This window comes from Mycolicibacterium alvei (genome assembly GCF_010727325.1).
Classification (GTDB): domain Bacteria; phylum Actinomycetota; class Actinomycetes; order Mycobacteriales; family Mycobacteriaceae; genus Mycobacterium; species Mycobacterium alvei.
In genome coordinates, this window is the sequence record NZ_AP022566.1 from 59,871 (window position 1) to 79,170 (window position 19,300).

General features: G+C 65.4%; 18 protein-coding genes. 5 read left to right on the forward strand and 13 right to left on the reverse strand.

Annotated elements, in window-relative coordinates; translation table 11 throughout:
* Window positions 1–73: 73 nt before the first annotated feature.
* The 4 genes from G6N44_RS27730 to G6N44_RS27745 all read right to left on the reverse strand — a co-directional run bounded on the left by G6N44_RS27730 (window position 74) and on the right by G6N44_RS27745 (window position 6,680).
* The gene (locus tag G6N44_RS27730; protein WP_133062543.1) at window positions 74–547 is read right to left on the reverse strand and encodes a hypothetical protein; all 474 of its coding nucleotides are present in this window, start codon (window positions 545–547) and stop codon (window positions 74–76) included.
* A gap of 400 nt (window positions 548–947) precedes the next feature.
* The gene (locus G6N44_RS27735) at window positions 948–1,373 is read right to left on the reverse strand and encodes a hypothetical protein (protein WP_088304764.1); all 426 of its coding nucleotides are present in this window, start codon (window positions 1,371–1,373) and stop codon (window positions 948–950) included.
* Between the two features lie 247 nt (window positions 1,374–1,620).
* Window positions 1,621–6,321, reverse strand: coding sequence for a DUF8437 domain-containing protein (locus G6N44_RS27740; protein WP_163670506.1), 4,701 nt, complete (start codon window positions 6,319–6,321; stop codon window positions 1,621–1,623).
* Entirely contained in the window at window positions 6,321–6,680 is a 360-nt protein-coding gene (locus G6N44_RS27745) for a hypothetical protein (protein WP_163670508.1), read from the reverse strand. The genes G6N44_RS27740 and G6N44_RS27745 overlap by 1 nt, the downstream gene beginning before the upstream one ends.
* Before the next feature lie 247 nt (window positions 6,681–6,927).
* Here G6N44_RS27745 and G6N44_RS27750 point away from each other — a divergent pair, with 247 nt between their 5' ends.
* Window positions 6,928–7,242 (forward strand): hypothetical protein, encoded by a 315-nt coding sequence (locus G6N44_RS27750; RefSeq protein ID WP_133062542.1) that lies wholly within the window; start codon window positions 6,928–6,930, stop codon window positions 7,240–7,242.
* Between the two features lie 40 nt (window positions 7,243–7,282).
* On the forward strand, window positions 7,283–7,945 hold the full coding sequence (locus G6N44_RS27755) for a DUF4304 domain-containing protein (RefSeq protein WP_163670511.1): 663 nt from the start codon (window positions 7,283–7,285) through the stop codon (window positions 7,943–7,945).
* Window positions 7,946–8,089: 144 nt separating this feature from the next.
* On the opposite strand, the gene G6N44_RS27760 is transcribed toward G6N44_RS27755, so the two are convergent.
* The 6 genes from G6N44_RS27760 to G6N44_RS27785 all read right to left on the reverse strand — a co-directional run bounded on the left by G6N44_RS27760 (window position 8,090) and on the right by G6N44_RS27785 (window position 13,893).
* Complete coding sequence (locus G6N44_RS27760; RefSeq protein ID WP_163670513.1) at window positions 8,090–8,410, reverse strand: DUF732 domain-containing protein; 321 nt, start codon at window positions 8,408–8,410, stop codon at window positions 8,090–8,092.
* Between the two features lie 138 nt (window positions 8,411–8,548).
* A complete protein-coding gene (locus G6N44_RS27765) occupies window positions 8,549–9,883 on the reverse strand; it encodes an AAA family ATPase (protein ID WP_163670514.1) in 1,335 nt (444 codons plus the stop codon).
* Between the two features lie 127 nt (window positions 9,884–10,010).
* Window positions 10,011–11,189, reverse strand: a complete 1,179-nt coding sequence (locus G6N44_RS27770) for a hypothetical protein (protein ID WP_163670516.1) — start codon at window positions 11,187–11,189, stop codon at window positions 10,011–10,013.
* On the reverse strand, window positions 11,179–11,370 hold the full coding sequence (locus G6N44_RS27775) for a hypothetical protein (RefSeq protein WP_088304756.1): 192 nt from the start codon (window positions 11,368–11,370) through the stop codon (window positions 11,179–11,181). The genes G6N44_RS27770 and G6N44_RS27775 overlap by 11 nt, the downstream gene beginning before the upstream one ends.
* Window positions 11,371–11,560: 190 nt before the next feature.
* Window positions 11,561–12,793: a vWA domain-containing protein gene (locus G6N44_RS27780; RefSeq protein WP_407666184.1), complete on the reverse strand. Its 1,233-nt coding sequence runs from the start codon at window positions 12,791–12,793 to the stop codon at window positions 11,561–11,563.
* Window positions 12,790–13,893, reverse strand: a complete 1,104-nt coding sequence (locus tag G6N44_RS27785; protein WP_088304803.1) for an AAA family ATPase — start codon at window positions 13,891–13,893, stop codon at window positions 12,790–12,792. The genes G6N44_RS27780 and G6N44_RS27785 overlap by 4 nt, the downstream gene beginning before the upstream one ends.
* A gap of 239 nt (window positions 13,894–14,132) precedes the next feature.
* Here G6N44_RS27785 and G6N44_RS27790 point away from each other — a divergent pair, with 239 nt between their 5' ends.
* From G6N44_RS27790 to G6N44_RS27800, 3 genes are all read left to right on the forward strand, one after another.
* The gene (locus G6N44_RS27790) at window positions 14,133–14,408 is read left to right on the forward strand and encodes a hypothetical protein (RefSeq protein ID WP_088304754.1); all 276 of its coding nucleotides are present in this window, start codon (window positions 14,133–14,135) and stop codon (window positions 14,406–14,408) included.
* A 99-nt stretch (window positions 14,409–14,507) separates the two neighbouring features.
* Complete coding sequence (locus G6N44_RS27795) at window positions 14,508–15,629, forward strand: helix-turn-helix domain-containing protein (protein WP_088304753.1); 1,122 nt, start codon at window positions 14,508–14,510, stop codon at window positions 15,627–15,629.
* Window positions 15,630–15,830: 201 nt separating this feature from the next.
* A complete protein-coding gene (locus G6N44_RS27800; RefSeq protein ID WP_133062541.1) occupies window positions 15,831–16,655 on the forward strand; it encodes a hypothetical protein in 825 nt (274 codons plus the stop codon).
* A 46-nt stretch (window positions 16,656–16,701) separates the two neighbouring features.
* On the opposite strand, the gene G6N44_RS27805 is transcribed toward G6N44_RS27800, so the two are convergent.
* From G6N44_RS27805 to G6N44_RS27815, 3 genes are all read right to left on the reverse strand, one after another.
* The gene (locus tag G6N44_RS27805; protein WP_088304751.1) at window positions 16,702–17,106 is read right to left on the reverse strand and encodes a hypothetical protein; all 405 of its coding nucleotides are present in this window, start codon (window positions 17,104–17,106) and stop codon (window positions 16,702–16,704) included.
* Window positions 17,106–18,416 carry a hypothetical protein gene (locus G6N44_RS27810; RefSeq protein ID WP_163670519.1) on the reverse strand — a complete coding sequence of 437 codons (1,311 nt, stop codon included), beginning with the start codon at window positions 18,414–18,416 and terminating at the stop codon, window positions 17,106–17,108. The genes G6N44_RS27805 and G6N44_RS27810 overlap by 1 nt, the downstream gene beginning before the upstream one ends.
* A 138-nt stretch (window positions 18,417–18,554) precedes the next feature.
* A complete protein-coding gene (locus G6N44_RS27815; RefSeq protein ID WP_163670521.1) occupies window positions 18,555–19,298 on the reverse strand; it encodes a hypothetical protein in 744 nt (247 codons plus the stop codon).
* Between the last annotated feature and the right edge of the window lie 2 nt (window positions 19,299–19,300).

The following is a 19,300-nucleotide window of genomic DNA, read 5'->3' on the forward strand; positions in this document are numbered from 1 at the left end:
AGGTCCCGACAAGACTGCCCGATCGAATCGAGGCGATGTTTGGTTTACTCCATCAATCACGCTGGAGTGGTGCCTATTTGGACAACGCACTACGAACTTGCGCCAGCTTCTCTTCCCCAGTGCCACACACGCCGTACCCATTGATCATCGCACTGTTGACATTGCCGTTCCACGACCACTGCACGCTGATCTCTTGGGCGCCTTTGCGATACACGGTGACTGAGCCTGGTCCTGCGGCCGGTTCCCAACCCTGGCTCGCCGCTTGCTCAGTGATCTGAAGTGCGCACAGCGATCCGCAATCCACCCGCTGTTGGCCTTCAGACCGCGGCGCTATCGCGTCGACGACCATGTCTGCCAAACCGTTGTGATCAGCAGCGTGGATGTGGCCGCGGCGGCCGAACTCCTCGCCAAGCTCTTTGACCTTGCGCTCCAACTGCTGGTCAGCGACGAGGTCGTCGCTTTGCCGCGCATCGACCCACCCCATGATCAGGCGGTCACGAAGGAGGGTGAGCTCCTCGACCGAGGCACGACTCAGGTCAGCGTTCACATCAAGTGAGCCCTCTTCCAACCTCCCAGCGAGCTCAGAGGCACGGCCGGAGAGCACTCGAACGTCGCGCCGAGCCCTCGACAGCACCGCCCTGGCGTCACCGGCACAGCGCCGAGGCCCACCCGGTTCCTGCTTCGACCGACACATGCCGCCGCCCCTCTGCACCTGACTACTACGTCGAACTCGACGGTAGCGGCGCGCAAGTGGGCCGAATCGAAAAAACCGGGCCAGTTTCCACTGGTTCTCGGACCACAGAGACAGCGGCAGCACTAATTTTCTGCGGGCCGAGGCTGCGCACCGGAGAACGGTCGGCGGGGCAACGGACGAGGCGAACGGCTACCCCGGCAAGAAGTCCTGCGGTGCAGAGATGGACTCAGACCAAGGGCTGAGATTGCTAATTTCAGCGCATCGCCGCGGAGAGATTGGATTGGGTGTGTTGCACCGTGTTGGCGCCGTCTTGCATGCGCACCCGGTCCAGCTGCGCGATCCGGGCAGCAACCTCTGGGTCGTTAGGAACCGAAGCGAGCCGGGCGCGGTTGATGCGGTAATCGGTCTTGATCGACGTCATCTGCGTCTTGCCCTGATTCACCGCCGCGCTCACGGCGTCGACCCGCGATCGGACCCTGTCATCCTCTGCGGCGAACGCGGCGTTGGTACGCGACAGCGATTGGGTGCGTTCTTGCAGGTGCTCAGCCGCACGCGACTGCCAGTTGGCAGGCGCCGGCGGGGGTGTCATCCCGCGAACGGTGTCTGAATGGGAGACACCGTGCTGGCGGGCGGCACCGAACAGGTCATCCATCGCGTTGAGAAAGGCATCAGCGCTCATGTCCTGTCCCACCCCTTTCGTTCAAGCCGGGCACCTGTGTGACTTGCCTCGCCGGCAGGCCTATCGAGTACCCACAATGCGGCACCGCACCTCAAGCAAATATACCGACAACTATCTATACCTACTCGCGCCAATGCCACCTAGGCCCCGAGGACGCCACTGCAGCTCAGTCGTGAACGTAGCCGCGACCGTTCGGCGGTCCAGTCCCGCACCCCTCCTACCGGCCCGAAGACCGGCAGGAGGGCACCTAGGCGGCGGCAGGCGGGGTGTCCGACTCGTCGAGTTCCTCGCGGATCTGGGCCTCCACCGCTTTGAGTTCGCGGCAGGCGGCGACAAGCTCGGGCGGGTCCGTCAGATCTACGGCGTCAGCGGCCGCGCGGGCTTGCACCGCGCGGTGTTGCGCCTCGGCCAGTGTGGACTGCAGTGTGGCCAGCTCGGCGTCTGCCCAGCGGATCCAGCCGTCGACAACCTCGCGAGCCCATCGCTCAACCTCGCCGGCTCCGCGGCGCCGAGTCCGCCAGGGAAGCACCTCACTCCACACGTTGCGTGATCCGTACGTCAAGTGCAGCTCAAAGAACCCGCCAGTCTTGACGAAACCGACGGTGGCGCGCCCATCGGTCCACCGATGGAACCGGGTGGCGACAAACCGCCCCGGTTCGCATACCGCGGCAGCGGTGCGTTTGAGGTCCGCGCCGGCCACTGCTGACTTGTTCGCGACCAACGGGCGCAGCACCGCAAGCCGCCGGCCGAACTCCTCGGCCCGCCACTCGGCGGCTTCGGCCTCATTGCGCAGCCGCTGCACGTTCTGGCGCGTGGTGACCTGCGCCAGGCGCAGCTTGCGGACGCGGACGGCCAATTCGTGCTGTTGGAGCAACAACGTGTTTCCGGATGCAGCGGCCTTGAGCTCCGCGAAGTTCAGGACGGCCTCGCCTACATCGTCGATCTCGCGTTCGATGGCGGCAGATCCCCGGTAGAACACCTCGAATGAGCGGGCTTTGCGTTCGATAATGTCGAAGCTGCGCGCGTCGAACGAGTACTCGCTGACATACGAGTAAATCCCGACACCGGTGTCTATGAAACTGTTGCCGTAGCGCAGGCCGCGCGCGTTGCCCTGCTCCCATGCCGCAGGCGTCCAAGGAACGTCCACCCTGTGGATCGAATGGAGCCGGTGCTGAATGTTGGTGCCAATCCCCGCTTTCGGAGTACTTCCTAGCAAGATTGCGCAGGATCCGTTGCGGCAGGCGGCAAAGATAGCCTCACGCGCTTTGGGTGTCGTGGCTTCGTGAACGAATCGGATGGTGTCGGCGGGTACACCGCGGGCGATCAGGCCTGCCCGGATCCGCCCGTAGCTTTGCGCATCGCCGTCTTTCGGGGTTCCCAGGTCACACAGGACCAGTTGAAACGCTCCTGGGGTTGACCAGTCGGGATACTGGATGCCTCGGGTGCGGTGATAGATATCGGCGATGTTGGCAGCTGCGGCGTCCAATTTTGTGGCTGCCCCGCCGACTCCCACGAGGGCGGGGTCCAAGGCCACCGCTCGCCCCTGACTGCAGATCACCAGCATGTTGTCGATCCGGCCGTCGCGGACCTGCCGGCGCCGGATGGCCTCGGCGCGGTCGATGAGGGTGTCCATGAATTCGCGGGCCTGTTCGGTGGGCTCGACAACCACGGTGTGACGAATGGCCGCTGGTCGCGGAAGTCCCGCCATTTCGACGCTCACCATGGACATGAACTCTTCGAGCATCGACAGCAGCTCGGGAGCGTTCTGAATGACCGCTGGCCGCCACTTGCTGCGGAATCCGTTGCCGTCGGGGCTGACTTCAACGAGTTGTTCGTAGCGGATGAATGTTGCCGCCCAGGCGTCGAAGTGCTCCATGCCTACCTCCGTAAGCAGGTGGGGGGCCAGGTATTTGGTCCAGACAAATGCTTCGGCGAGGGTGTTGGTGAACGGTGATCCGGTGAAGAAGCCCACGTGCGGGCGGCGAGGATCGGCGCGACGCAGCAGTGAGACCTTCATGTGCAGATCGGCCGCTCGATCGGAAGCGCCAAGGCTGAACCCCTCGGCGCGGCAGGCGATCGGCAGCCGCCGGAACTTGTCGACCTCGTCAACGCACAGGTAGTCGATACCCAGAAGATCCCACGTGAGAATGTCGGGATCGTTGGTGCGGTCCCGCAGCTTCTCGAGTTGAGCTTTGTGTGTCCGGACCTGACGAGCTATCTGCTTGCCGGTACTTCCGCCACCTCGCAGGTAGGACTCGAGGTCGCCCAGTTGGTCGTCATACCAGGCGGTCTCGTCTTCCACTGAGACAGGAATCGCTGAGAACGTTTCGTGTGTGAGGATGATCAGCCTGAAGTCTCCGGTGACGCATCGGGCCATGAAGCGTCGTCGAGCCGCGCCGTGTAGGTCGCTGCGATTGATCACCAGTACGTTTTCGGCGGGAAATGCCTGCCGTGCGGTACGTGCGGTCTGCTCCAGCAGGTGCCCGGGCACAATGCAGGCCACGCGGTTGGCCAACCCGAACTGACGCAGCGTTGCCGCCAGCAGCTGGATGGTCAGGCCTTTGCCCAAGCTCATCTCGTGAGCTGCCATGGTGCCCGGGGTAGAGATGGCCATGTCGACGAAATCGCGCTGCCATGGCCACGGTTCGACGCCCTCAGCCAGTCCCGGGAAGCTCAGGTAGGACCCATCGTGCTTGCGTTTCACCCGCGAGTTCATCGTCTCGTTGTAGGAGGTGACAATCCGCGTTTCACGCTCGGCGTTCTCCCACACCCACAGCGAGAACCGTTCGGCGATCGCCGCGGCTTTCAGTTCGGCCTGCTCGGTCTCGTCGGCGTTGCGAACCCGCCGTTTAGCCCGGGTGCGCGGGTCAATGACCTCGTCGTACACGACGGGGCTGGCGCCGCGCAACGCCGTCTGCAGCAGTTCGAAGGCGTTGCGCCGCGACGTGCAGTAGGCGATCTTGGCGGCGTCGGACAGCCACCGCTCGGGTCCGTCGACCTCCCATTCGGCCAGGGGGCCGATGTGTGTCACGCTCGGTCGCGCGTCGAAGACTTCTTCGCAGAAGTCCTCGATGTCGGCCGCGGTGATAAACGGTGAACCCAGCTCGATCCGGATCTCTTCGCGGCCCAACCATTTGGGCTGGATTTCGCGCAGCGAGGCCACGTTGCGCTCATACGTCGGATCTGTGTCGGCGGCCGCTTCGGCGGCGCGCAGTTTCACCCGGACATTTCCTGACAAGTAGTCCCGAGCGAGGATCGGTTGTCCCTTGGCCTGCGGATCGCGGAATACCAGTTCACCGAGAGCGTCCAGCGCGGCATCGGGACCATCCAGTGACATCAGCTCGGCGATGCGCTCCAGGTCCAGCCCTCGTCCCTCGCCAAGAGTGATCGATAGTGCTTGCTGGGGGTTGTCGGCGCGGCTGGCCCGCACCGGCGGCCGGTTGACCCTTCGCTGCAGGATCGCAGCCGGTGTGGCCGTTCCGCTGTCTTGGTCGTAATCCTCCAGGGCCAGCACCAGCGAGGAGTCCGGATCTTCACGAAAGCCACCCAGCCGCGGGGTTTTCCAGCTCAGTTTGGCGATCCCGGTTTTGGGGTCAACCGCACCCACTTTCAGCTCACCACGGTTGAGGGGCCCGAATCGTTCGACGTAGCGCCTGTACAGCGCAGCGCACTGCAGTCGCAGCGGCTCGATGTCACTGTCGGGCCGGGACCAGTCAGCATCGGCCGCCACCATCAGCATCGCCGCGTCCCGCAGCTCGATGAGCGCCTGCAACTCGGCGGTGGGGCGTGTGACGTCGGTCAGCGCGCCGGCCACCACGCGGCGCACGGTGCCATCAATGAGGTGGAGCGATCCTTCCTTGCGTCCCTGGGCGTCGGCAAGGATCATCGCGGCCGCCTCCGCATTGGCAGCGCGGGAGGGCTTCTCATAGGGCATCAGTGTGGGGGCCACCTCAGCGAACGCGGCGGCGACCGCCATTTCGGAATCCTCGGCCAGCACGGCCAACGGGTTGCGATCAAACCCGGTCAGTGTCATCTGCCCGGCCACGTGCTGGGGGTGGGATTCCCAGTAGGCACTCACCGCGGCGCGCCGGTGCCGGCCGTCGATGATCCCGGCAAGAGTGACTGTGGCCGGGTTGGGAGGTCGCCAGCCACCGGGCGCCTCGCGGTTGTCGCGCACGCGCAGGACCACGACATCAGCGATCACATCGGTTCCTTCGCCGGCGAAGTAGCCGCCGGGCAGCCTCACCGCGGCAAGCAGGTCGGCGCGCTCACGCAGGACACCGGAAAGTCCGGTGGCGCTGTCGAGGGTGTGGCGGGAGGTGATGACCACGACGTACCCGCCGGGACGCACCGCATCGATCGCACGCGACAGGAAGTACCCATGCAGCGAGGAGTGATAGCCGCTCGCCTGGTCATAGACACTGGATTCGGAGAACGGCACATTCCCCACGACGACGTCGAAATCGTTTCTCAGCGTGACGGTTTGCAGCTCGGCGGCATGAATGCACGCTTCGGGGTGTAGTGCGGCGGCGATACCCGCCGCCACAGGATCTGCCTCCACCCCGGTGTAGTCGATCGCCAGCCTTTGGGGTGCATGGCTGAGGAATCGTGCGGTACCGCAGCCCAAGTCAAGGACCTTTCCGCCATGGAACCCGGCTGAACGCAACAGCTCATAGATGTGGGTGATCAACGCTGGAGGTGTGTAAAACGAGGTATCCACGATGCGGCCAGCCGCCGACATCGCGTCGGCGTCGAAGTCTTCGAACTCGTCGGCGAGCTGCGCCCACGTGCCGGTGGGCATCCCGTCAAAAAGCGGCGCGGCCGGCCCCCAGCCGGGGAAGGCCTCCAGCACGGCGCGCTGTTCGGGTGTGGGGTCTGCGCCGGCAAGCTCCCGCAGCGTTCGTGCGGCGTGCAGAGCGCGGCGCGCGGCCTGGATCGTCGCCGCCATTACCGCACCGCCTCAAACTTCGTGGCGTCCAGGTCCGCAGCGGCGAACACCGCCCCACCCAGCCAGCGGACCTTGCGAATCCGGTTGTGGCTGTGGGCGTATACGAACCCGGGCTGCCCCTCCTCGACCTTCGCAATCGTGTCGAAATAGCCCTGGGCGCCCTCAGCTGTGCTGTACAGGCGGCCCGTGCCGTCGAGGCTGTGCGGTGGGTCTACCCGCAGGTTGTGCGCAGAACCCAGCACGGTGACATAGAGGCTGCCCAGTTCATCGAAGGCAGGAGCATCAAACGTCCAGTACTCGGCGCCGACCTTCGGGCGCGACGGCGCAGACAAGGCATTGGTATCAGGATGAACGGTCATCGCCTGAAATCCCCTTTTCGGGCTCGGTGACCGGGCTGCTAGACCCGGACGTATCGGTGGTGCGCCACCTTGCGGTGGTTGCGATGTCGAGGGTATCGCCACCCACCGACAACAACCGACGGGAAATGTAAGCGCTCGATCCGATGTGGCGATCGCCCTCCAGGCCGACAGTGCGTCGCGAGGACGCGACGATATTGGCCCGAAATACTGCGATCTGGCACCATCGCGATGGCCGATACTCGAAACCATGACCTCGACCGAGAATCGCCCCTACGTTTTCGAGCTGGCCGCCCAGGCGCTCATCAGCGCCGAGGAAGCCGAGATCTCGCGATCGATCGTGGAACGCAAAGACATCAGCACCGAGTCATTCGATCGGGCCGTGGCCACGGTGCAGGCCCTCAAGGCCGCTGGCGAGGATCTCGACGAGTGGGTACGTCGTCAGTACATCGTGGACGGCTGGCTGCAAGGCTGGTTGCAGGTGGACGCACAGCTACTGACCGATGCGGCGGCGGCATCTACCTGGCAGCTCGCCCAGCTCGCCGCCGGGTTCTACGGGCACTGACCACCCCGCCGCTGCGTCTGACAGCCAGATCGCATTCCCCGTGAGTAACGGCCACCTCTCCCCCGCGGCACAAATGCGCCGCACCCTTGATCAGCTTCTGTCCCAACAGGTCCGGCCAGTTCTCAAGCAGCGGGGCTTCACCAAATCAGGGCGCCGGTTTCTACGACAGCGCGGGCCGCTCTATGACCTCATCGACGTGCAAGGCAGCAAGTGGAACGCTGTCACTCCCCACCACGGCTTCTTCGTCAATATCGGGGTCGGCTCAACCGAGATCGATGCCGTATACCGCAACCCCGGCAATCCCAATCGGCCCGAGTACGTTCTGTACACGCGGTGGGAGACACTCCTGCCGGGTATGCCCCGAGAAACCACATTCGACCAAAGCACCGACATGGTGTTCTTCGCAGAGCTGTTTATCGGCGCACTGCGCCGGCTCCTGGACGTTATCGACCCCATCGATGCCAGCCCCGGCCTGGCACAGTGGGCAGTGCAGCGCAACCTGTTGAACCGCATGGAAAAAGTTTGTGCCTACCTGGCTGCCACCGACGACATCGACAGCCTTGCCCGCTACGTCTCCAGAATCCGACAGCGCCTCGCCGACGATCGCCGCTGGCCAACTGTGAACCGCACCATTCTCGACGTAATCGGCCCCGTAGGCCCGGCATTCGTCGAACAGGGCCTGCTCGATCCCCCGACACCCTAGCCAGCTGGTTTCCTGCACGCGGGGCGGGAGAAATACGTTGCCGCGCCAGGCGGTGAAGGCAAGCGGTACTCGGCGAGCTGTGTGCTCGCCCGCCGCTGTGCCAGTTGCCGCCCGGGCGTCGGTGGGGTTACGGCCTGCCGACGATCACCAGTCAGTACTCCACAGTTCAGCCGGGCAGTAGATCCCGAGGGCATTGCGCACGAAGGCCTCTGCGTACATGCGTTCCTGGGTGAAGGCTGGGTCGGCGGCAACCTCGTCGACGAGACGATCCCATGTCGCGCCCGTCCTGCTCTCGGCGCACATACGGCGCCCCTGGCTGACGGCATTATCTGCAGACGTGTAGTGCACACCCCACGCGCCAAGCGCTGTCAGGAACGTCTCATCGTCGCTAGCGGCACGCGCCGGCGCCGGCGCCAACACAGCAGCCAGGCTTGCCGCAGCCACTGCCACCCAGATCTTTCTCACGCTGCATCCTAAATGGCCGACCGGCCCGTCGTAGCCTCGCCGGCAGATCCCATCTCTCGACCGAACGACCAGGAACACCTCGATCGCTGCCAACCTGTGTTGCGTGCCGACGGTGCCGGGCCCCGCTAGGGGCAGAGCTCAGAAGTGAGCACCCCCGGCCAATTGCTCGACAACCGCACGCGATTGCGTGAACTGCTCGCCCTCGCTGTCTGCCAACAGCTGCGGCGTGAAGTCATCGATGAGTACCGACAGGTGGCTGCGGTGCCGTGAGAGCATCACGCACAGTCTGCCTCCGTCGAGCGCGAACGTTTCCGCGGTGCGCCGACCGGCCAGTGGATGAACGGCAACGACCGCAGTGCGCTCCAATCCCTGCAGGCTGTTGGCTGTGCCGCACAAAAGGTTTGGGTACTCGGATAGGGTGGCGCGCACAGCTGCAGCCTGCGCGACATGTGGCACCACCACGGCGATATCGGATTCCCCCAACGTCCGCCGCCCCACAGCGGTGACCACGCTCCCCCTCGTCAGCAAGGTCTCGACCCGATCCACCACCGCCGCTACGAGGCCGCGATCAGTTGGCCCATCGGTGACGGGCAGCAGTCGGTGCGCCATCTCAGGGACCACGGCTCCGTCAATCTCGACGTGTTCTGCCGGTCGCCGCGACGTGAACGGCATGTCCGGATAGAACGCGGGCTGCACCAGCGCGGTGGTCTGTGGCCCCAGCCGGTAGGTGTGGCGCAGCGCCACCGAGGCCACCACATCGGGATGCGCGGCCGCCAGTGCGATCGGCGCGGGCAGGTGCGGACCGGTGGGTGAGTCGGCCCACCTGGACACATCCCCGGTCACCACCGGATCGATCTGACCCGGGTCACCCACGAGCACGACCTGTTTGGCCATGCTGCCCAGCGCGCCGAGGTCAGCGTAGGTGGCCTGGTAGGCCTCGTCCACGATCAGGACGTCAGCGGCCATCACATCCGGGTCGGCGAACAGCCAACGTGCCGTGGTGGCGACCCGCACCGCTCCCCCGCTGCGCGGCCAGACCGGGTCGCCCGGTGCTTTGATCGGGCATCCCCCGGCGTCGGGGCTGACATTGCGTTTCCACAACAGTGCGATTTTGGTGTGGTCGCACACTGCGGCCAGTCTCCGCGCCAGATCGATTGCCTGTGCTCGGGTTTGGGCAGCGACCCCGACGCGCAAATCAGCCCGGACCGCCAGCGCCGGAGCCAAAAACGCGACGAGCCGGGTTTTCCCAGCACCCGGCGGGGACGGCACGGTTACAACGGGATCTCCGCTCCACACCGACATGAGAATGCGCGCCGTCACCGGGTCGTGCAACAGCTCTTGCCCCGGCCATTGAACTGACGCGCCCGACGGCCGCTGCCGCGGCTGCGGCGCAGCAGACGCTGGGGCAGTGTCCGTCGCAGCCGTTGCGGCTTGGCCGGTGCTGTCGGCGCTACGGGGCTTGATGATTCGCATCGAGGATGCTCCTAGCAGAGACTCGGTGGCTGGGCTGCTACACCCGACCGGATCGGATCACCGTGTTGGTGATGCGTCGAGTCTATCGGCGGGCACCGACACATTTCGGTGCCCGCCAAACCCTCCACTACTCGTCGTCAGCGGCGGCGATCAGCACGTCCAGCGGCACATCGCGGCGAGTGAGTCCGGGTGTGCGACCTGAGGCGATCCACGAATCTGTGCCGAACTGCAACCGCCCGTAGCGGTTTCGGCGCGAACGAACGGTGGACTGTTGCGGCGGGGCGGGCATCAACGATGCCCAGTCCCCGGCATGAGGCCGTAGGTCTGCCCGCACACGACTGATCGTGAGCCACAGGGCACCGTTGACCACCGCCGCCTTATTTATCTCGCCTTCGAATCGAACGGCACGATCGTAATTGTCCAGTCCCCCTTGCCACCCGGTGACTTCCGATCCGTCGCGCAACCGGGTGTCCAATCGGTTGCAGGCCACGGTGAAGGTGCCAGCGGTCGTGGCGACCACCTCCCCTCCGCTGACGTGGCCGGTGTGGGTGGCGCGTTGCCGCCACAGCCGGTCGCTGCGCAATGCGGCCTCCCACAGCTCGGCGGCGTCGCAGCGGCGACGTAGTCCCATCGCCGCGACCGGTGCACGGTCCTTGGCCGCCCAGTCGGCACCGGATGCGAACCTGTTGGCTGCCACGGTGAACGAGTAGCGGTCGTCCTCGCTGGCATCGGCGAGCATGTCGAGTAGTGGCCCACGAGCGAGCCGTTGCGCCCACGGCCACATGCCTCGGATTCCCACTGCTACGCCGAATGTGGCCCGCCAGTGCTCGCTACGGCGTTCGGCAGATGGCAGCGCGCCGGTGATGTAGCGCTGCCGGGAATGGCTCATCAACGTCACGACAGCGCCGGTGCCGGGGTAGCCGGTGCGGTCAGCCCACCAGCCCACGACCGCAGCGGCCGCAGCCACGTCGGGCCGGTTGCGTCCGGCTCGGGCCGCCGCGGCGAGCAGCCCCAGCGCGCCCCCATCGGTGATCACCAGTTGCGGCAGGGGTTGGGCAGCGGGGTCGTCGTCGAATCCGGCTCCCGCATCGCGCAGCGCGCGCAGTACGTCATCGCCGCTGACGCGGCGGGGCTGCCCGTTGGCCACGGCTATGTCGGCGGTGAGGGTTCCGGCCGCGTCGGTGGCGACCTCGGCGACGATCGCGGTGGGCGACAGCTCAAATAGGGCCCCGGCCACCCGCAATACCGGCTGGCCGCTGCGGGCTGCGTACAGCCGCTGTGCCAGGTCGTAGTACTCAACGGTCATGGCGCACCTGCGCTGCCCGTCGAGCCATGTCCCATCCGTGCTGAACCGCTTCGGTCGCTGCGCCCTCACCCGAGAGGTCCGCGCCGATATCGGCGACCGAGATTCCGGTGCCGGCCAGCACGCGGCGGGCATAGTCCTGCAGATTGTCGCGGTCGTCCTGGCCGCTGTGCGAGTGTGTCATTCCCTGTGCCTTCCGGCTCATGCGAACCCGGCTGCTACACCGGACCTTTCGTGGGTGTGAGTAGCCGTGGTGGCCACTCACACCCACGATGTTATCGCCCGCCACCGACAAACTCGGCCGCGGGAACTCAGCCAGCAGGGGTCGGTGGTGCCCGATTCGCGGACACCACCGACCTGCAACTACGGCGGACTCACGCGCGCTGCGCGGCTGTTGGCACGTCCACCGTGATCGCCCACGGCGGGGTGCGAGTCGCAGCGGCGGGATTGCCGATCACCACGCATACCAGCCGCGCCCGCGTGGGCACGTCGGGCCACGGCGTGTCGCCGTCGGTAAGCACGACCACGACATGCGGGGCAGGGTGAGCCTCATGTGCTGCGGCGATCCCTACCCGCATATCGGTGCCACCCCCTCCGGTGAGCACGATGTCACTGACCCGGTTCACCCGTTGTGCAGCAGTCGAATCCGCGTCACAGGTGTAGACCCGAAGCTGGTCTCGCGCCACGGTGGACGTTTTGAGTACCCCGTTGACCTCCGACAGTGCGGCGCTGAGGTCACTACTGGTCATTGATCCCGACGTATCGATGACCAATGACACCGAGACCCTCGGACCGCGCATCGAGGGCAGCACCACTCCGGGCAGCCGCCGCCGTGACGGGCGCTGGTAGGTGTAGTCGGTGCGGCCCTCGGCATCGGCGATCGCAGACCGGACTGCTTTGGCCAGCAACCGCTCCCACGACACGGCGGGCGGGGCCAGAACGTTGTCTGCCCAACGCCGCACCCCTGCCGGGACGGTACCGCGCCCGTTGGCGACTTCGTCGCTGACGCGTTGGGCCACCGCACGTCGGATCACATCAGCGGTAGCCTGGTCGATCCCGGCGCGACCGTCCATGACGTGGGCGGGGTCGAGTTCCCCTGGTAGTGCCGCCGCACCGCTACCCGATCCGCAGCCCACAGAATCGTCGTCGCAGTGGTCACGGCTCATCTGCTCGTAGTACTGCTCGGCGGTGCCGCCCGCCTCACAGCCCAACGCCTCCGGTGTCACGACCCCTTCGGGCAGTTCGGCTCCGGCAGCCAACAGATCGTCGTTGATCTCGGCGTCACCTGCCAGATTCCAGGCATCGAAGGCCAACGGTTGCGGCATCGCCTCACCGCGCGCGGCATGCTCGCGCAGCAGATGCCCCAACTCGTGCAGCAGCACTGCCCCTGCCTCACGTGGCGTCCACGCGGTTTCACCGATCAGACACGCCGGGTCGGCGTACAAGCGCCAGTGCTTGTCCACCCCCAGTGTGCCCAGACCGGGTGCTGCCACGGCGATCATCGAGAACAGGCCCGACGAGAAGTAGGGCATCTGCTCGCTGGCCACCAGCCGGGCGACTTGGAAAGCGCGCCGCTCGGCGGGTGTGAACTCGCGGACCTGCATCACGCCACCTCCGCATCGAGCAGGCCAGCTGCCCGCAGCATCGGCGCGAAGTTGCGCGCTGCACGCGGAATGGGTGCCTTGGCGGGGCGGGCCTTGGCCAGCCTGCGGGCGGCGGCTGCGGCCACATCGGGTGCCCCGGCCTCGGCTGCGGCCACCAGCGGTCCCCAGGCTTTGCGGAACATGTCGAGGGTGCGCGCCTGGGCTGCCAAGGTGGTTACGGCGGTCAGGACGGCCCACACCCGGTCGGGTCGTTCTGCTTTCCAGTCCATCACCGCAGGGTCAGCGATGACGGCCTCCGGATCGGGCAGGTCGCTGGTGCTCAACCATGACAGGAACTCCGCACCCACACCCTCGCCGAGCAGGCCGAATGTGACTGCCTGGATCGCTGCGGTGTCGTCGGCGCGCAGGTAGGCCAGCACGTCGGCGACCATTTTCCAGGATCGGCGGGTGTGGTAGGGGCCGTCGCCTTCGACGATGCGTTCGGGTTCGCAGTCGAGCAGGTCGGGGCGAAGTGAGATGAATCCGCTGACCGCGCCGGAGGTCGCCGCCCGCCGTGACGGGCTATCGACGCCTGCCCGCGACGCGGGGCTTGCCGCCCATCCGGTGGCCATGCCGTCGAGCCATTCATCGACAGTCGGCGCAAATTGCAGGTGGCAGAAGCGGTTGCGCAATGCGGCGGGCAGCTCATAGCCCGCTCCGGAGTATTCCGGTGGGTTCATCCCTGCGACAACGGCCACGCCGGAAGGCAGTTGCAGATCGCCCACCACTCGATCAAGCACAACTGCCAGCATCGCGTTCTGCACCGAGGGTGGGCACGTCCCGAGTTCATCCAAAAACAGGATGCCGATCCCGGCGGCGTCGAGTCGTTTGGCCCAAGCCGGGGGCTCCATTCGCACGCCGTCTTCGCCGACAATGGGCAGGCCTGCGAAGTCCGACGGCTCGCGCAGCGACCCCAGAACGGTCTCGCACGCGATGCCCTGGGCCTTGGCCAACGACCTCACGAGCGAAGTCTTTCCGAATCCTGGGGCAGATACCAGGAGGCTGGGCACGCCTGCGCGTGCGCACGCGTCGATCACAGTCACTACGGTTGCGGTATCGGTCATGTTGATTGGCCCCTTTCCGGGCTTGGCGTACCGGACTGCTACATCCGGTCGGATCGTGTTGTTGAGAAACATGTTTCCCAACACCACAGACATTACCGTGACCCACTGACAAGTTCGGACGCCACCGATCCCGCCGTCGTCCTGCCGCATCTTGCGACAGCGCCCAAAGTAGGCTGAAAACGGCGGTTTTCGCCCACCGCGGTGGACGTATGGTCGAAGCAGGAGAGTTTGCTTCAGCAATGGACGGAGATAGCACAGTGGCGCGGATCGAGTACGCCGGGTTGGCCTGGGATGCCGGCACCTTCACTGGCGACGCGCGCACCCACGACCGTGTTCGCGCTGTTTTGACTTCCGCACCAACGGTTTTAGTCGCCGTCCCGGGCCACTACCACGCCATTGAGGCCGGCCGGTGCAGTCTCGACGACGTCCAGGCGGCGTTCATCGCCGTGGCCGAGGCCGATGGTCGGCGCAACGAGCTGGTCCTGCTCGCAGACGGAGACCCCCACCCGTACTGATATGCACCCCGACACACACCGCCTTACCGAACCGCACGCGGACATCGTGTGTCTGCGTGCGGGTATCAGCAACCCAGGGCCGATCACTGGGGTGCTGACATGACGATCGCTGTTTTTGGATTGCGGATCCGACAAGCCCGACTGCTGCGCAACCTGACCGGCAAAGCCCTGGTGGGCACGCTGGGATGGGAGGCGACTCGCCTGACGCGCCTTGAGCGCCGCGAGGCCGCGACGCTGTCAGCATCCGATCTGCAGACCTTGGCTGCCGCGTTGCGGTTCCCCGAGGGGTTCTTTACCTCACGACCCACGACGTACCTCACCGCGACCGACCTGTCCTATAGCGGCCCTTCCACGACCAGCAATGCTCAAAAGAGCCGCACCACACAGCTGTTCGCGCTCACCGGTGACTTGCTGACCGAGCTGCATACTCACCGGCCGCTACCGCCGGTGCAGATCGCCCCGGCAAGAAGCGAGTGCGACCCTGTCACCGCCGCGGCCATGACGCGGGTCCGGCTCGGTATCCGGTCGGGCCAGCCGGTCACCAACCTTCTCGCGACCATGGAGCGCTGCGGGGTCACTGTGGTGATGCGTCAGGGCCGATTCGGGGACCGGCCAATCTCGACCTCGCCCAGGGCGCCAGGCGAGCGGCACACCGGCAGTTCCACCTGGGTTGGGAGGACCAAGAATCTGCCCATCGTGATGTTGCGCGACGTGCCTTCGTGGGAACGGACCCGCTGGGCATTGGCCCACGAGTTGGGCCATCTGGTTCTCACCCGTGCCGGCGCCCAGCGGTGTCCGGACCATGAGCAGCATGTCGATACCTTCGCCGCCGAGCTGTTGGCCCCGATCTCTGCGGTGGCACCAACAGTGCCCCCGTCGCCGTCTTTGGCTGAACTCACGAAGATAAAACGTCGCTGGGGCATCTCGATCGCCGCGCTGTCGAAACATCTGCGCGATATTCAGGTGATCAGTGATCACGACTACGGTTCGCTGCACAACGCTCTCCACACCCGCATCAATCCGGCGACCGGATCAACGTGGGGCCATCATGAGCCCGGGTGGCGAGACCGCGAACCCGAGCGACCCCGGTTGCTGGGATCTTTGCTCAAAGAGGCCTCGGAGACCGGCGCGGTGGATTCGCTTGTCCGCACGTGGCCGGCCGAGCTTCTCGCCGAATTGACGGCCGGGCAGCAGACGACGGGCGGACAGGAGCCGTCGTGAATCTCCCGGCGAGCGGTGCCGAATCGTTTGCCACATATAGTTGAGCAATCACAGATATTCGTGCTTACATCGTTCTTTTCGATTTGCGGCACATCTTATTCTCATTGCTGTTAGTGTGCGACTCGGATGATTCGATGGCTCGTTTGCAGCCTTCCTCAAGGGGGAGTCATGGCCATATCTGGGTGGATTTACCGTGCCGCGTTGACGTTCGCCGCGCTGTCGATGGGGGTGTCGGTCGCGATGGCTGTGCCACCGGTGGCCGGCGCCGACTACTTCGAGAATCCGACCGTTCCCGACGCTCCGCCTGGAGACGGCATGGGACACGTCTCTGTATCCACAGCCCCGGGCAACACGGTGATCGTCGACATCGTTGGCCGCTACGACGCAGTCGATACGACCGGGCCCTTTGCGAATGCCTGCCTTGTCAGTCTTGGAGCCCACCAGGTCGAGCAACATGTGGCGCTCGATGAAACCGGCAGCGGTACTGCGACTTTGGTGGCTCCGTTTGACGGCAGATGGGCACTGGGAGGTAGCTGCGGCACGCATCAGCCTGCGGGCTCGGATGTGAGCGCGAACCTGAATCTGTTCGCGCCGTTCGCGCCTCTGTGCCCCGATTGCTCCTCCCGCGCCTACGCCCTGCATCTGGTCGGGGCGCCGTACATAGCCGGGCCGAAGTACGCCAGGCCCGCGCCGCGCAAAGCGCAGCAGCAGCCCGATCTCAGTTGCACCGACAGCATGCGGCAGACGTTCGATCAATACGGAGCGTCGGCCGAAGTAGCCGATCTTGCTGCGGCACTGGCCAAGAAGCCTAAGCCGGACCTGGCAGGAAAAGCCTACGGCGCCTGCGCTCTGATCGCCGACAACCCGCGTGATGCATTCCTGGCGTTATGCAACGTGGGCCGGTCCATGATTCCTGCAGATTGGGCCTACCTCGCGATCACAGAGCTGGGAAGGCAAATCTCCAACGAAGACGTTGAGAGCTTCGGCCAAAGCGCGAGCGATTCCTGGAACGCGCAGTGCAGGTAGCCCGGACTCGGCGACGGGCCGCGCGCTGAACTGCGCCCACTCAGCCTCAGCTCACGCCTGTGTCTTTCCGGCGCGGCCGGCGCTGAGCGCCGAAAGTGCGGACGGCAGCGGGCTCCCAGTACAGGGTGCCTCCGATGCGACGAGATTGTGGTGCGGGATTACGTTTGCCTGGCCGGTTGACGTAGGCATACCAGGTCCGGGTTTCGATCCCCAGGTGCTGGGCGCATTGGTCGGCCGTCCACAGGTTGTCGGTGGCGGACTTCTCGAGGATCACCTGAGCGCTCTGCGTGTCCGCATCCCAGAGCACGACACGATCCACACGGGCGAGGGTTTCGACGATGGCGGCCACGGTGGTGATCGGTTCTGCGCCTGACAACGTCACGTCGTGTGGGCCCGCGGCCACGTGCAGTTCGACATGGCCGCCGGTGCTCTCTAACCAGGCGGTGCTCATCAGGCCGCAGCCTCAGCGACAGGTGTCAGCTTGCAGCGGATCACCGTGGTCTGTTTGATGCCACGGTATTCACCGTGTTCTTTCACTGTGGCGCGATCGAGATGATAGCTGGCACCCTGTTCGATCTCGTTGTGCCGACCGCTGGCTTTCCATTTGAGGACATGGCCGTCGGCGGTGCGCATCACGACAATCGTGTCGGTGGAGTTGTAGCTGTACCCGTCGACATAGAGCACCGTCTGCACAGTGACCTCTAGGTCAGTCAGTTTGTCCTTGGGTTGACCGATCCATTCGCTGGCCGCGACCGCCTGTGCGTGAGCTTTCACTTCGGCATCCTTGCGCAGCACGCGATTTCGAACAGCAATCAGAGACACCACCAGGCCTACACTGCGCGCGGTGACGTTCTCCCCCGCCAGGGCGGCCGCCATGTTGGCCCCGTAATCGTGGTTCGGGTCGAGGGTTTGGGCACCGGCCAGAAGTTCGTCGACGATGTCATCGGACACCTGGGTGGCCGCCGCGCGCATCGCGTCGATGTAAGGGCGCTCTTTTTCCGCGTTGCGGCCAATGGGCTCCCAGTGCCACACGTACAACGCGATCTGGCCGGTGGAGCTGATCGGCTTCCAACTGTCGCGGGCTTGCGTGGCGGTGATGAACTTGGTGCCGCCATCCGATACCGCCCAGGCCATCGCCAGCAGTTGCCGGATCGGGTAGACGACGGGGATCCGGCCGCCGAAGTAGCCGCTGTCCTCACCGGCGGGCAGGAGCTCCTCGGGGGCCAGTGTCAGCGTCCACAGTCCCGCAGGCGTGACGCCGAGGAAGGGGCGCAGGCACGACTTGCCGATTTGGATGATCTCGCCGGTGGCGTCTTTGCGGACGACGTACGAAGTGCTGCGGTGACGCGTTTTTCCGCAGTAGTCGCAGTGGTGGTCTTCGGGCCGGGTCCAGCCGTCGAGGTTCTGACCTGGGGCGGTGCGAACGATCATGCCGCCCTCTTCGCGGGTGAGGCCGGCGACGAAGGTGTAGCCCGGGACGGTGATCTCGGGTGCGGACAAGGTGATGCGCTGCATCGGAATGTACTGGGCGATACCGCCGTTGCTGGAAACTTCGCGGGTGAACGGCTCGGCGGTGTAGGTGAATCGCTCGCTGGAGCCGGCGCGAGCCAGGCGCCGGTTGGCTTTGTCGATACGGGTTTCCAGTTCGCCAATCCGGTCGGCGTGGATCTCGTAGACGGGCAGCTGCGGGCCAGCAATCTCGGCAGCATCGTCGGACGCAGCAACAACAACGTCGTCGTCGCAAACAGCGGGCTCGGTCATGCCACCACTATTACATACTGAGTATGTAATAGGCAAGCGATGGCGGCCACCGCGGGCGGCATGCGCATGTCGGCGCCTGTTCCACGCGCGGGGATTTGGCCAGCTCGTGCCACGACGAGTGCACGCCGCTTGTCGGAATCAGCCGGGATTCGCACCACCTGAGCGCGACACTGCCCGGACTCCCGCGCGCTGAACGAGCCGCTCACCTCTGAAGTCCATGTAGAGGTAGTTGGACTCATTGACCGTGGCGTCAGCATCGAATGATTGCGCGGCGAGTCGTTTTACCGTTGCCCGTACGGCGCTGACGAAATGCTCTGGCAATGCGACCATCCGAATGGCCAGAACGGGTGCTTCTCCCCCGCTGATGAGTCCGACAGGAATCGCAAGGCGATGTCGCGGCTCGACTGCGGGCATTCCTGGGGTCTTCCCGTGTGGGGTGTCCCGGTGTGGGTTGAACGGGAGGAATTCCCATGGCGCGCTGCCGAATCGGCAGCACAGTATGCCGTTGTAGCGGGCATCGATCCAGGCGAAATGTGCGTCGGCAGTCGCGAACTCGGAGATCTTTTCCGGTGTCAGATCGAGTGGGTTGATGAGGACAACGCACCCGTCGGTGGTCAGGACCAACTCCTGTCCCGGCCAGCGGCGGATGCCTGAGTCATAGACCTCACCGACGCGCAGTCGCAGTGGATCGGCGCTCTGCGAACGCGTGGTTGCATCTTCCATGCCCTGGCGGGCGGCTTCCCTCCGCCGGCCGTGCTCGGGCAGCCCCCACCAGCTGTCTGCACCATCCCTGGGGACTGCTGCAGCCAGCGTGGCGGCCGGCACCGGTCCTCCGTACTCGGTCGGCGCGGCGACGATGGGCCCGGGATTCTCTTCTGGCACGC

Bases quoted from the DNA above. Each gene is read 5' to 3' on its own strand.
- G6N44_RS27785 (WP_088304803.1), bottom strand. From the start codon at position 13,893: ATGACCGATACCGCAACCGTAGTGACTGTGATCGACGCGTGCGCACGC.
- G6N44_RS27790 (WP_088304754.1), top strand. From the start codon at position 14,133: ATGGACGGAGATAGCACAGTGGCGCGGATCGAGTACGCCGGGTTGGCC.
- G6N44_RS27735 (WP_088304764.1), bottom strand. From the start codon at position 1,373: ATGAGCGCTGATGCCTTTCTCAACGCGATGGATGACCTGTTCGGTGCC.
- G6N44_RS27765 (WP_163670514.1), bottom strand. From the start codon at position 9,883: ATGCGAATCATCAAGCCCCGTAGCGCCGACAGCACCGGCCAAGCCGCA.
- G6N44_RS27740 (WP_163670506.1), bottom strand. From the start codon at position 6,321: ATGGCGGCGACGATCCAGGCCGCGCGCCGCGCTCTGCACGCCGCACGA.
- G6N44_RS27745 (WP_163670508.1), bottom strand. From the start codon at position 6,680: ATGACCGTTCATCCTGATACCAATGCCTTGTCTGCGCCGTCGCGCCCG.
- G6N44_RS27805 (WP_088304751.1), bottom strand. From the start codon at position 17,106: ATGAGCACCGCCTGGTTAGAGAGCACCGGCGGCCATGTCGAACTGCAC.
- G6N44_RS27795 (WP_088304753.1), top strand. From the start codon at position 14,508: ATGACGATCGCTGTTTTTGGATTGCGGATCCGACAAGCCCGACTGCTG.
- G6N44_RS27770 (WP_163670516.1), bottom strand. From the start codon at position 11,189: ATGACCGTTGAGTACTACGACCTGGCACAGCGGCTGTACGCAGCCCGC.
- G6N44_RS27810 (WP_163670519.1), bottom strand. From the start codon at position 18,416: ATGACCGAGCCCGCTGTTTGCGACGACGACGTTGTTGTTGCTGCGTCC.
- G6N44_RS27775 (WP_088304756.1), bottom strand. From the start codon at position 11,370: ATGACACACTCGCACAGCGGCCAGGACGACCGCGACAATCTGCAGGAC.
- G6N44_RS27750 (WP_133062542.1), top strand. From the start codon at position 6,928: ATGACCTCGACCGAGAATCGCCCCTACGTTTTCGAGCTGGCCGCCCAG.